This window comes from Rhodococcus sp. WB1 (genome assembly GCF_001700945.1).
Taxonomy (GTDB): Bacteria; Actinomycetota; Actinomycetes; order Mycobacteriales; family Mycobacteriaceae; genus Rhodococcus; species Rhodococcus aetherivorans.
In genome coordinates, this window is the sequence record NZ_CP015529.1 from 5,236,688 (window position 1) to 5,249,430 (window position 12,743).

At 69.4% G+C, this 12,743-nt stretch carries 11 protein-coding genes; 6 read left to right on the forward strand and 5 right to left on the reverse strand.

Annotated elements, in window-relative coordinates; translation table 11 throughout:
* Positions 1 to 90: 90 nt before the first annotated feature.
* Positions 91 to 1,518: a rifampin monooxygenase gene (gene rox / locus A4U64_RS23460; protein ID WP_050034366.1), complete on the reverse strand. Its 1,428-nt coding sequence runs from the start codon at positions 1,516 to 1,518 to the stop codon at positions 91 to 93.
* 328 nt (positions 1,519 to 1,846) lie between these two features.
* Positions 1,847 to 2,518, reverse strand: a complete 672-nt coding sequence (locus A4U64_RS23465) for an IclR family transcriptional regulator (protein WP_006944546.1) — start codon at positions 2,516 to 2,518, stop codon at positions 1,847 to 1,849.
* A gap of 139 nt (positions 2,519 to 2,657) precedes the next feature.
* On the opposite strand from A4U64_RS23465, the gene A4U64_RS23470 reads away from it, so the two are divergent.
* Entirely contained in the window at positions 2,658 to 3,437 is a 780-nt protein-coding gene (locus tag A4U64_RS23470) for an acetoin reductase (RefSeq protein ID WP_006944547.1), read from the forward strand.
* A gap of 34 nt (positions 3,438 to 3,471) precedes the next feature.
* Positions 3,472 to 3,594, forward strand: coding sequence for a hypothetical protein (locus A4U64_RS29085; protein WP_006944548.1), 123 nt, complete (start codon positions 3,472 to 3,474; stop codon positions 3,592 to 3,594).
* Positions 3,595 to 3,771: 177 nt separating this feature from the next.
* Here the strand turns inward: A4U64_RS29085 and A4U64_RS23475 are convergent, their stop codons facing one another.
* Positions 3,772 to 4,278 (reverse strand): CGNR zinc finger domain-containing protein, encoded by a 507-nt coding sequence (locus A4U64_RS23475; RefSeq protein WP_335740030.1) that lies wholly within the window; start codon positions 4,276 to 4,278, stop codon positions 3,772 to 3,774.
* A 46-nt stretch (positions 4,279 to 4,324) separates the two neighbouring features.
* Between A4U64_RS23475 and A4U64_RS23480 the strand changes: the two genes are divergently transcribed.
* The 3 genes from A4U64_RS23480 (at position 4,325) to A4U64_RS23490 (ending at position 8,682) form a co-directional block, all read left to right on the forward strand.
* Positions 4,325 to 5,248, forward strand: a complete 924-nt coding sequence (locus tag A4U64_RS23480) for an AEC family transporter (protein ID WP_050034364.1) — start codon at positions 4,325 to 4,327, stop codon at positions 5,246 to 5,248.
* Between the two features lie 446 nt (positions 5,249 to 5,694).
* The gene (locus A4U64_RS23485) at positions 5,695 to 7,041 is read left to right on the forward strand and encodes an MFS transporter (RefSeq protein WP_006944551.1); all 1,347 of its coding nucleotides are present in this window, start codon (positions 5,695 to 5,697) and stop codon (positions 7,039 to 7,041) included.
* Positions 7,042 to 7,140: 99 nt separating this feature from the next.
* Positions 7,141 to 8,682, forward strand: a complete 1,542-nt coding sequence (locus A4U64_RS23490; protein ID WP_065923204.1) for an acyl-CoA synthetase — start codon at positions 7,141 to 7,143, stop codon at positions 8,680 to 8,682.
* Between the two features lie 368 nt (positions 8,683 to 9,050).
* Here the strand turns inward: A4U64_RS23490 and A4U64_RS23495 are convergent, their stop codons facing one another.
* Positions 9,051 to 9,428, reverse strand: coding sequence for a MerR family transcriptional regulator (locus A4U64_RS23495; RefSeq protein WP_006944555.1), 378 nt, complete (start codon positions 9,426 to 9,428; stop codon positions 9,051 to 9,053).
* A gap of 133 nt (positions 9,429 to 9,561) precedes the next feature.
* Between A4U64_RS23495 and A4U64_RS23500 the strand changes: the two genes are divergently transcribed.
* On the forward strand, positions 9,562 to 11,178 hold the full coding sequence (locus A4U64_RS23500; protein WP_006944556.1) for a SulP family inorganic anion transporter: 1,617 nt from the start codon (positions 9,562 to 9,564) through the stop codon (positions 11,176 to 11,178).
* Between the two features lie 308 nt (positions 11,179 to 11,486).
* Here A4U64_RS23500 and A4U64_RS23510 read toward each other — a convergent pair whose 3' ends face one another.
* Entirely contained in the window at positions 11,487 to 12,716 is a 1,230-nt protein-coding gene (locus tag A4U64_RS23510) for an acyl-CoA dehydrogenase family protein (protein ID WP_006944558.1), read from the reverse strand.
* Between the last annotated feature and the right edge of the window lie 27 nt (positions 12,717 to 12,743).

Consider the following 12,743-nt stretch of genomic DNA (forward strand, 5'->3'; position numbering starts at 1 on the left):
CCCGCGCGGCCGCCGCCACCGAGCATCAGGACCGGACGTCACGAGCCGGTACCCGAGGCAGGTCCCGCCCCTTCGAGCACCTCCGCGCGCTCAGCCGGCGGCAGCGCCGAACCACTGGGTCAGCCGGCCGAGCAGATCCTGTTGATCGTCACCGGCCCACGCCACGTGGCCGTCGGGCCGCAGCAGCACCGCGGGCACGTCCAGTTCCTCGCTGACGTCGACGACGTGGTCGACCCGGTCGGCCCAGCCCGCCACGGAAAGCCGTCCGGTCTGGTCGAGGAGCAGTCCGCGGCCGCCGTGCATCAGTTCGTAGAGGCGACCCTGCTTCAGCCCCACGTCCCGCATCCGCCGGCCGAGCAGGTCGTGGCCCTCGCCGAAGTCGTAGCGGACCCCGACCGCGGTGATCATCTCGGTGACGTACCGGTTCACCTCCTCGAAGTCCATCAGCTTCGAGAACAGTTCCCGCAGCGCGATCACACCCGGATCGGTTCCCATCAGCGTGATCTGCGCGCGGGTGTTCTCGAGCACGCGGGCGCCCACCGGGTGCCGTTCGGCGTGGTAGCTGTCCAGCAGTCCCTCCGGAGCCCAGCCGCCCACTTCGGCGGCCAGTTTCCAGCCGAGGTTGAACGCGTCCTGGATGCCGAGGTTGAGTCCCTGCCCGCCGGTCGGCGGATGGATGTGTGCCGCGTCGCCGGCCAGCAGCACCCGCCCGACCCGGTAGCGCTCGGCCTGCCGGGTGGCGTCGCCGAACCGGGAGAGCCAGCGCGGCGAGTGCGCGCCGAAGTCGGTGCCGGCGATCGCCCGCAGCTGCTGGGTGAACTCGTCGAGGGTCGGTGCGGCCGCCCGGTCCTCGGCCACCCCGTCGGCGGGCACGATGACGCGGTACGCCCCGTCCCCGAGGGGTACGGCGCCGAACCGCAGATGGGTCTTGTGGACTTCCGCGACCACGGCGGCCACCGTCGCCGGGTCCTCGGTCAGCTCCATCTCACCGAGCAGCGTCTCGACCTTGCTGGGCTCGCCGGGGAAACCGACGCCGAGCAGCTTGCGCACCGTGCTGCGGCCGCCGTCGCAGCCGACGAGGTAGCGCGAGCGCAGCCGGGTACCGTCGGCCAGCTCGGCGCTCACCCCGTGGTCGTCCTGGCTCAGCCCGACCAGTTCGCAGCCGCGCCGGATCTCGGCGCCGAGTTCGAGGGCGTGCTCGTTGAGCAGCCGTTCGGTGACCGGCTGCGGAGTGGCGAGGCCGTACGGGTGCGCCGTGTCCACCCGGTCCGGCCACGGCTTCATGATGCCGCCGAAGAGACCGCCGACCCGGAACTTCTCACTGACCGCGAGAAACCGGTCCAGCAGGCCGCGTTGGTCCATCATCTCGACGCTGCGCGCGTGCAGGCCCTGTCCGCGGGACTGCGCGGTCGGCTCCGTCGCCTTCTCGAGCACGAGCGTGTGCACGCCGTGCAGCCGCAACTCGGCGGCCAGCATCAAACCGGTCGGCCCGCCCCCGGTAACGATCACATCGATCATGAAAAATCCCCCGTTCGACAACGTTGTATTTCGGCCGGCTGCTCCACACAGTCCGGCGGGCCCGCACACCCGCACCCGGGCGCCGGGTGCCCGCAACCACCCGAGTCCTACCGGCGGTTGGACGCCCACCTCGCGAATCTCCCGTTTCCGCAGGTTCCGGCTTCGGCTGGCGATTCTGCAGCACCACCGGGGTCTTGCGGCAAGGCCCCCCGCGCGCTATATGTTGAAAGTGGCAAGGAGCCGATGACCTCCTTGCCTTTGCCTTCTCGGCGCCGACCACAGTTCCGTCCATCCCGGGCCGACGTCCGGGTGAACGACGATGGGAGTGTCAGTCGGTGAGCAGAGCGCTCAGCCGTGCCGCCGCGTCACCGACCGCGAGGGCCGCGGCATCGACGTCGAGACCGGCGATGGCCACCACCCCGACGCTGCACTCGAGGCCGGCCCCCCGCGGCGCGCGCACCCCGGCGGCGACACCCACGGCGCCGCGCTCGAGCTGTCCGCGCGTGACGCTGTAGCCGAGCGCCCGGGCCTGCTTCACCGCTTCGGGGTCCCGCGCGTCCTCGGGTCGCAGCGCGAGGATCGCGATCCCCGCCGCCCCGCGGTCGAGCGGGTGCCGGTTGCCCACCCGGTATCCCACGTGCAGGAGCGCCCCTTCCGGCTCCGCGACGAGGATGACGATGCACTCGTCCCCCTGCGCGGCGGACACGAAAGCCGTCGCCTGCGTGCGCTCGGCCAGGTCGTGCAGCACCGGACCGGCCGCATGCTGAAACTGGGGCACGAACCGCGACGCAAGGACGGCGGCACCGGCGCCGAGCCGGATCCGGCCGTCGTCGGCCCGCACCACCAGCGAGTGCGATTCGAGCGTTGCGACGATCCGGTAGGAGATCGCCCGCGCGATCCCGAGTTCCTTGGCGAGGTCCGCGACCGTGATACCGGCGGGCGAACGGGAGATGATGTCGAGCGCGCGCAGACCACGATCGAGGGTCTGCAGCGTGCTCATGGGTTCCTCCGTCCGTCGTGCCGGATCCGACCCTACCGGCGCGGGCGCCACCCCCGATGCAGCGCATTGCAACGCTTGAGCACCCCCCGCCGCACTGGTTCCCTTCGAGTGACACAGGTCACTATGGACGGGAGCCGGTATGAGCATCGAAGGCAAGGTCGCGCTGGTCACCGGCGCCGGGCAGGGCATCGGACGGGCGATCGCGCTGCGGCTGGCGACGGACGGTGCGGACATCGCACTGCTCGACGTCGACGGCGGCAAGCTCGCCGCGGTCGAGGACGAGGTGCGGGCCGCCGGCTCGAAGGCGATCTCCGTCGTTGCGGACGTGACCGACCGCGAGCAGATCCGAGCCGCCGTCGACCGGACGGAGACCGAACTGGGCGGGTTCGACATCATCGTCAACAACGCCGGCATCGCACAGGTGAACCCCATCGCCGACGTGACACCGGAGGAGGTGTCCCGGATCATGGCGGTCAACGTCGAAGGCGTCCTCTGGGGCATTCAGATCGCCGCCGCCAAGTTCCGCGAGCGCGGGCACGGCGGCAAGATCGTCAATGCGTCCTCGATCGCCGGCCACGAGGGCTTCGCGATGCTCGGGGTGTACTCCGCAACCAAGTTCGCCGTACGGGCGCTCACCCAGGCCGCGGCCAAGGAATACGCGTCCGACGGAATCACCGTCAATGCCTACTGTCCCGGCGTCGTCGGCACCGACATGTGGGTCACCATCGACGAACGCTTCGCGGCATTGACCGGGGCACCGAAGGGAGCGACGTTCGAGAAGTTCGTCGGCGGCATCGCGCTCGGCCGCGCGCAGACGCCGGAGGACGTCGCGGCCTACGTCTCCTACCTGGCCGGCCCGGACTCCGACTACATGACCGGCCAGTCCGGGTTGATCGACGGCGGCCTGGTCTACCGGTGAGCCGAACCCGCTGCACCGGAAGGAGACTCCCTTGTTGAGCAGGGCGGTACGGACACTGGCGGTTCCCCTGCTCGTGTTCCTCGACCATGTGATGGCGCCGAAGTACTCCCCCGAACTGTTCGCCCTCTCCGAGCAACTCGCGGGCCACACCGACTGAGGGGCGCAGCCGGACTCGAGCAACGGCGGACCTCGGCATCGTTCGTCCACCCTCGCTGCCCCTCGCCCCCACAGGTTCGCCAGGACGGCCCGACGTTCCCCGTCGGGCCCGAAAGTTGGCGTGTAAGGCCTGTACTGCGTTGATCGATTGCGTGACGATGCAGTCGTGCACGGGCACTCAGTGGGACTTCCTGGCTCGGTGGCGGCGTACCGCGTCCGCATTGCCGCAACGGGCACTGCAATACGCCCGGCGGCCGTTGCGGCTGGTGTCGACGAACACTCGAACGCATCCCGCGTTCGCGCACGCGCCCAGACGACCCCCCTCGGCCTCGACGGTGAAGATCGCGAGCCCACCCGCGGTGACCGCCATCACGCGCCCGACGAGGTCGTCCTCGTCCGGCGTGAAATGCAGATGAGGACGGTGGTTGTCGTGCGTGGTGAGATATACGCTGGCTACCCCGTCGAGCAGGAGGGCGTTGATCGACCGGCAGCGTTGCTCCTCGTCCGGCGCCACGAACACCGCCCGGAGCCGGGTCGTCCACCGACGCAGCGCCGGCACGTCGCTCTTGTCGACATCCGACCACCGGATCACGTGCTCGCGAAACACGGCCTGGACCTCCGGGACGGTCCACGCGCTCCTCTCCACGAGGTTCACGAGGTCCGCGGCCAGCAGCGCACCGGTCATGTTGTCATGGTTGAACTGCACTGACCGATTGCACCACGGTGGTCGCGTGCACCTGGTCACCACCGCCGTTCTCCCCATCGTTCTCATCCTCGCCCTGGGCGCAGTCCTCCGTCGCCGTGTCGTCACCGACGCCGGCTTCTGGCGCGGGATGGAGTGGCTGAGCTACCACGTGTTCACACCTGCGCTGTTCGTCGAATCGATCGCACGGACCCCGTTGCGGGAGGTATCGCCGGTCCCGTTGCTTCTCAGTTTGTCCATCCCGGTCCTGGCTGTGTCCGTGTTGCTCGTCGCCCTTCGTCGACCACTACGGGCCGAAGGACCGCAGCTCACGTCGCTGGTGCAAGGAAGCATCCGCATCAACACCTACATCGGGCTGGTGTTCGCCTCGGCGCTCGAAGGCACCGGCGGAGTAGCCGCCTTCGCACTCGCGGCATCGGTGATGGTTCCGTTGGTCAACGTCGTGTCGGTCACCGCGCTGTCGTTCTACGGTGCCCGCGATCACGCGGCTGCAATGTCGAGTACGTGGCGCCACCTGGGCACCAATCCCTTGATTCTGGGATGCGTTGCGGGTCTGACGCTCAACCTCACCGGCATCGGATTGCCCCCGGCGATTGCGGTACCGGTGGAGATGTTGGCAGAACCCGCACTTGTCACCGGCACACTCGTGGCAGGGGCGGCGATCACCCTTCGGGTGCGGCTCCGCGACGGCCTCGACATCACCATCGCGTCGACGATCAAACTGGTCGCCCTTCCCCTGTCGGCCGCCGCCCTCGCAAGTGCACTGGGATTGACCGCCGCAGCCCTGACCGCCGTCGTGCTCATCTGCGCCGTCCCCACCGCGCCCTCGGCGTACATTCTCGCCAGACGTATGGGCGGCGACTCGCAACTGATGGCGTCCATCACCGGAGCGCAGACAGTCCTGTCCGTAGTAACTCTGCCCCTGATCCTTCACCTGACCACAGCGACCTGACCCACGACGACAACGGCGTGATGCACCACAGGGAAGCGACCTCGCCCGCACAGCGACCGCCGACGCCGAGACATCTCTCCGCGCCGCCCCGGCCGACGCATCCGTGCAGGCCGAGTAAACAGTCGGTCGGCTCGAAACTCGGACGATTACGCAGAGAGCTCAGCCCCGACGGCGCCCCCGCCCCGCCTGACAGGCGTTCCTGCCCGCGCCTACAGGAGCAGTCGTATACACCACGTCTCCAGCACCACACATTGCTATCCGACCAGTTCCAGGCGGTGAACGACCCACACTCGAGGACGGCCGGTCCCACGGGCCCCTCGCCCGCAGGTCCCCACGAGGCCGACCTCACCCTCGGCGTGCGTTTGACTTTGTGCGGCGCGTCACATAACTTATCGACTGCTAACCGAACGATCGATTGGCTACACACGTTCGCAGGAAGGGCAGCCATGGCCACCCCCTCGGTTCCACAGGCGCAGGAGACGGCGCCCAGCTCTCCGCCACCCGCCGCCCCGCCGCACTCGCGCCGGGCGGCCCGCAAGGCCGCGTTCGCTGCCGCGGTGTCGACCTCCCTCGAGTGGTACGACTTCTTCATCTATGCCACCGCCGCGGCGCTCGTGTTCAACAAGACGTTCTTCGCCACCGGCAGCGAAGTCGTGGCCGCGCTCAATTCGTTCGCCACCGTCGCGGTCGGCTTCGTCGCCCGCCCCATCGGCGGGATCGTCTCGGGCCACTTCGGCGACAAGTACGGGCGCAAGCCGGTACTCGTGACCGCCATCCTGCTCATGGGTGTCGCGACCACCCTGATCGGCTTCGTGCCGAACACGTCGATCACCTGGCTCGCCCCCGCGATGCTCGTCCTGCTGCGCATCTGCCAGGGACTGGCGGTCGGGGCGCAGTGGGGCGGCGCGGTCCTGCTGGCCACCGAGTACGCCCCGGCCCATCGCCGCGGCTTCTACGGAAGCTTCGCCCAGCTCGGCATCCCGATCGGCGTGGTGATGGGCAACGCGGTCTTCCTGGCGGTGGCGTGGGCGGTCTCGCCCGAGGCATTCACCTCGTGGGGCTGGCGCGTGCCGTTCTGGATCAGCCTGTTCATGCTGTTCGTCGCCTTCGCCATCCACCGCTATCTCGAGGAGACCCCCGAGTTCCAGCAGGTGGAGGCCAAGCTCGCGGCCGCGCCGGCCCAGCGGCGTTCCCCGGTCCTCGAAGTCCTCCGGCACAACAGCGGCACCGTGCTCATGGCCGGCGGCACCTATCTCGTCGGCATCGTGATGTTCTACATCACCATCACCGGCTCGGTGCAGGTGGCCACGACCAACCTCGGCATCACCCGTTCGGACGTGCTGGCGATCATCCTGATCGCCGCGGGCGTACTCGTGCCGATGGTGCCGCTGACCGCCTACCTGTCGGACCGCTACGGCCGCAAGCTGATCTACGGCATCGGCATCGTCGGCATGGGCCTGTGGGCCGTGCCGATGTGGCTGCTCATCGGGGCGTCCTCGTCGGAAGACATCTGGCCGCTGGCCGTCGCGCTGATCGTCTCCTGCGTGGTGATGTCGTTCCAGACCGGGCCGCAGGCCGCCCTGTTCGCCGAACTCTTCCCCCCGGAGATCCGCTACTCCGGAGCGTCCCTGGGGTACCAGGCGGCAGCGATCCTCGGCGGCATGGCGCCCATGGCGATGGTCGCGCTGATCAACGGGGAGGTCGCCAACCTCTGGCGCGTGGGGCTACTCATCGCAGCGCTCTCGGTCCTCGCCCTCGCCTGCCTGGTGGCCCTCGCCCGTCGTCGCGCCTGACCTCCCGGCGCCACTGCCCCGTCGGCGCCACTGCCCCTTCGGCGCCACTGCCCTCCCGGGCGCCACTGACTCTCCGCCCGAACGAACACTGGAGACCCCATGTATCCCGGTGCCTACCTCGACACCACTGCGCACAAGCCGGCCGTGATCATGGCCGACACCGGCCGGACGGTCACCTTCGCCGAGCTCGAAGCCAACTCGATCCGTATCGCCCGCCACCTCCGCACGCTGGGACTGCGCCGCGGAGACCACGTCGCGGTGCTCGCCACCAACACTCCCCGGGTGTTCGACATCTACTGGGCGGCAATGCGGTCGGGCCTCTACGTCACCATGGTGAATTGGCATCTCACTCCCGGCGAGGCCGCCTACATCGTCGACGACTGCGGCGCGAAGGCCGTGCTCGTCGACGCCGCGCTGGAGGAGATCGCCCGGGTGCTTCCCGCTCTGCTGCCGAACACCGAGCACCAGCTCGCCTTCGGCGGCACGCTCCCCGGATACGCCGACCTGGACGCGGCCGCGGCCGCCGAGTCGGATGCCGCGCCCGCCGATCAACCCCGGGGGGCGGACATGCTCTACTCGTCCGGCACCACGGGCCGCCCCAAGGGCATCAAGCCCGCGCTGCCCGACCGCCAGGTCCACGAACCCGGTGACACGATGACCGCCATGAACGCCTCGGTGTGGGGCGTGAATCCGGAGACGGTATACCTGTCCCCCGCACCGCTGTACCACGCGGCACCGTTGCGCACCTGCGCCGCGGTGCAGGCCCTCGGCGGCACGGTCGTCGTGATGGGCCGCTTCGACCCCGAGAAGGCCCTCGAATACATCGAGCGGTACCGGGTCACCTACAGCCAGTGGGTGCCCACCATGTTCGTGCGCATGCTCAAACTGCCGGAGGACGTGCGCTCCCGCTACGACGTGTCCAGCCTGCAGGTCGCCGTGCACGCCGCGGCCCCCTGCCCGGTCGAGGTCAAGCGGCAGATGATCGCGTGGTGGGGCCCGATCCTGTCGGAGTACTACTCCTCCACCGAACTCAACGGCCTCACCCTCGTCGACACGGAGGAATGGCTGCGCAAACCCGGCACGGTGGGCCGGGCCGCGCTCGGCGTCGTCCACATCTGCGGCGAGAACGGCGAAGAACTGCCGGCGGGGCAGATCGGCACGATCTATTTCGAACGCGACCTGCTGCCGTTCGAGTACCACAACGCACCGGAGAAGACCCGCGACGCCCAGCACCCGCACCACCCGGCGTGGACGACGACCGGCGACGTCGGTTACCTGGACGAGGACGGGTATCTGTTCCTCACCGACCGTGATTCGTTCATGATCATCTCCGGCGGAGTCAACATCTACCCGCAGGAGATCGAGAACGCGCTCGTCGAGCACCCCAAGGTCCTCGACGCCGGCGTGATCGGGGTGCCCGATGCCGAGATGGGCGAGATCGTCACCGCGGTGATCCAACCGGCCCCCGGCTTCGACGGCGACGACGCGCTCGCCGCCGAACTGGCCGACCACCTCCGCGGTCGCCTCGCCAAGTACAAGCTCCCGCGCCGGATCGTGTTCAGTGACGACATGCCCCGGACACCGACCGGCAAGCTGGTCAAGCGCAAGCTGAAGGAGCGCTTCGTCGACACACCGGTGTGACGCCGGGCCGGGAAACCCGGTCGACGACGAAAACGACTCGGCCTGCCGCTCGTTGCGAACGCGGCAGGCCGAGTCGTCGTCGGTTCGCGGGTGCGTTCTCGCCGGTTCGGCAGCCCGCAGCCGTCCCGGCCGCAGCAGCGGTTCCAGTTCGCTCCACTGCGCCCGCAGTAGCCGCTACAGCCGAACGTGTCGGCGGCCGCCCACTGCACGGCATCCCGGTGACAGCTCAGTTCGATGCGGTCGCGTCGGGGCCGCTGTCCGCGGGCGGTCACGTCCACATCGAAATCGATGCCGGCGACGCGGTCGCCGGCGGGCGCGGGATCCGGTGCCCGTCCTCGGCGCAGTCACCGCCGACGCCGACGGCAGGGTCAGGCTCCGGTGGCGTGCTCACCCAGGATGGTGGTGAGTTCTTCCGCGTACGCGAGCTGCGTGCGCAGACGAGCGCAACTGTCCTCGGCCCGCCGATGGAACTCCGCCAGCACGCCGCGTGCGTCGGCGGCCCCCTGCCCGGAGGTCGCGGCGGCGGCGATCCGATCGAGAGCGGCGAGCAACGCGCGCATCTCGTCGAGGGTGAACCCGAGCGGTTTCATCCGCCGGATCACCAGCAGGCGCTGCACGTCGTCCTCGGTGTAGAGGCGGAACCCGCCGGCGCTGCGGGCGGACGGGGTGACCAGGCCGACCTCGTCGTAGTGACGGATGGTCTTGATCGACAGCTCGGTGCGCGCAGCCACCTGCCCGATCTGCATATGCCCCGAATCGATAGTCACAGCCGCACCCTTTCCTCCCGGTCGCGCCTCCACCGTAGCGAGCGGCCCGACCCTCGATTCGAACTCTACCCTCACCGGAGGGTAGAGTTCTGCGGGTTCCGCGGACGAGACGATGCCGTCCCGCCCGCGCGGGGGCGTCGCCCCCGGCTTCTCATGGAAAGAAGACACGACTGTGACAACTCCTGCCGGGACAACTCCTGCCGGCAACGCGCCGGCGGTCCACGAGGCGGACGACGATCCCGTCCTCTCGGTGCGCGCCGCCCTGCGCTCCCCGAAACGCCTGAAGACCGAGATCCTGGCCGGCCTGGTCGTGGCCCTGGCACTGATCCCGGAGGCGATTTCGTTCTCGATCATCGCCGGCGTCGACCCGCGGGTCGGGCTGTTCGCCTCGTTCACCATGGCCGTGACGATCTCCATCGTCGGTGGCCGGCCGGCGATGATCTCTGCCGCCACCGCCGCGATCGCGTTGGTCGTCGCGCCGGTGGCCCGCGAGCACGGCTTCGACTATCTCGTCGCCACCGTCCTCCTGGGCGGCCTGTTCCAGGTGGTGCTGTCGGTCCTCGGAGTGGCCAAGCTGATGCGGTTCATCCCGCGCAGCGTCATGGTGGGCTTCGTCAACGCCCTGGCCGTCCTGATCTTCACCGCCCAGCTGCCGCACCTGATCGACGTCCCGTGGTTGGTCTACCCGCTGGTCGCCGTCGGACTCGGCGTGATGGTGTTCCTCCCCAAGCTCACTTCCGTGGTCCCGGCGCCGCTGGTGGCGATCGCGGTGCTCACCGCCGCCGTGCTCGCCTTCGGCTGGGACGTGCCGAACGTCGGCGACGAGGGTGCGCTGCCCGAGTCCCTCCCGGCGCTGTTCCTCCCCGACGTGCCGCTGACCACGCAGACCTTCGCGATCATCGCCCCCTACGCGCTCGCGATGGCCCTGGTCGGCCTGCTCGAATCCCTGATGACCGCCAAACTGGTCGACGACATCACCGACACCCACTCGAACAAGACCCGTGAGGGCTGGGGCCAGGGGGTTGCCAACCTGGTCACCGGATTCTTCGGCGGCATGGGCGGCTGCGCGATGATCGGCCAGACCATGATCAACGTCAAGGTCTCCGGGGCCCGCACCCGCATCTCCACCTTCCTGGCCGGGGTGTTCCTCCTGATCCTCGTCGTCGCCCTCGGTGACGTCGTCGCCCTGATCCCCATGGCCGCCCTCGTGGCGGTGATGATCATGGTGTCGGTCGCCACCCTCGACTGGCACAGCATCGCCCCGCGCACCCTGAAGCTGATGCCGCGCAGCGAAACCCTCGTGATGCTGGTGACGGTCGCCGCGACCGTGATCACCCACAACCTCGCGATCGGGGTGATCCTCGGCGTGGTCACCGCGATGGTGCTCTTCGCCCGCCGGGTCGCCCACCTGACCAGCATCGAGAAGGTCTCCGAAGCCGACACCGACCACGACGGCAAGGTCGACACCCGTGTCTACAAGGTGCACGGCGAGCTGTTCTTCGCCTCCTCCAACGACCTGATCTACCAGTTCGACTACGTGGGCGACCCGCGCAACGTCGTCATCGACCTGACCGGCGCCGACATCTGGGACGCCTCCACCGTGGCCACCCTCGACGCGATCCGGCACAAGTACGCCAACAAAGGTAAGAGCGTCGAGATCGTCGGCCTCGACGGCGCCGGCCTCGAACGCCTCGACCGGCTCTCCGGGCGACTCGGCGAAGGTCACTAGCTGCCGGTGTGCTCGCCTCGTCCATGCGGGCGCGTGCTCGACGAGCTGCGCACCGCCCGGCCGGTGCGAGTGGTGGATCTACCGGTTCCGAAGTCGCGCGGATCGACGCCGGAGTGTGGCCGACCGAGTGCGATCCCTCGGGGCACCTGCACACCCGGTGTTGGGCGGCCGTCGTTCTCGTCGCGAATCCGGATGTCGACGGCGCGCAGGAGCGGCCCCGCCACGACGAGCACACTCCGGCGTGGATGCTCGCCGTCTCCCCTGCCGCCCCACTCACCCTGCCGTCGTCGTCGCGGTGGGGTGTGGTCCTATCCGCGGACCTCGCGCAGCACCGGAGTCGCGGCGAACTCGGCGCGAGCGAGGGACCGGCGGTGCACCTGATCGGGGCCGTCGGCGATCTGCAGGAACCGCGCCTGCGAGTACAGCATTGCGAGCGGTGTGTCCTGGGACAGGCCCGCACCGCCGAAGATCTGGATGGCGTCGTCGACGATCTTCTTCACCGTCAGCGGCACCATGACCTTGGCGGCGGCGATGTCGTGCCGGGCGGCCTTGGCGCCCTCGACATCCATCCGCCACGCGGCGCGCAGCACCATCAGGCGGGCCGCATCCACCTGGATGCGTGCGTCGGCGACGGTGGCCTGCACGACCCCTTCGTCGGCCAGCGGCCTGCCGAATGCGACGCGGGTGCGCGCCCGCTCCGTCATCAGCGCGACGGCGCGTTCGGCCATGCCGATCAGGCGCATGCAGTGGTGGATCCGGCCCGGGCCCAGGCGGGCCTGCGCGACGGCGAAACCCTTGCCGCGCGGGCCGAGCAGGTTCGCCTTGGGCACCCGCACCCGGTCGAAGACGATCTCGCCGTGCCCGCCCTCGTGCCGGTCGTCGAACCCGAGCACGGACGTGGAGCGGACGATGTCCAGGCCCGGCGTCTCCATCGGGACCAGCACGATGGAGTGCCGGGATCCGGCCGGAGCGCCGGGATCGGTGACCCCCATGACCATCGCGACGCGGCAGTCCTCCCGCAGTGCGGCGGTGGACCACCATTTGCGTCCGGTGAGCACCCACTCGTCGCCGTCGTCGGCGATCTCGAGGCGGACGTTGCTCGCGTCCGAGCTGGCGACGTCGGGTTCGGTCATCGAGAAGCAGGACCGGATCTCACCTTCCAGCAGGGGGCCGAGCCACTGCTGCTTCTGGGCGTCGGTGCCGTAGCGGGCGAGCAGCTCCATGTTCCCGGTGTCCGGCGCGGCGCAGTTGAGCGCCTCCGGGGCGAGATGCGGGCTCCATCCGGTCAATTCGGCCAGCGGGGCGTATTCGAGATTGGTCAGGCCGGCCCCGCCCGCCTCGGGGAGGAAGAGGTTCCACAGCCCCTGCCGCTTGGCGGAAGCCTTGAGGTCGGCCATGATCGGCGGGGCACCCCAGTAGTCGGGCTTGCTCGCGAGCTGCTGCGCGGCGATCGGCTCGGCCGGCAGGATGCGTTCCTGCAGGAAGCCGGTGAGCCGGTCCTGCAGTTCGCGGACCTTGGGGCTGTATTCGAAATCCATTGTTGCTCCGATTCTGAGGGAGTGATC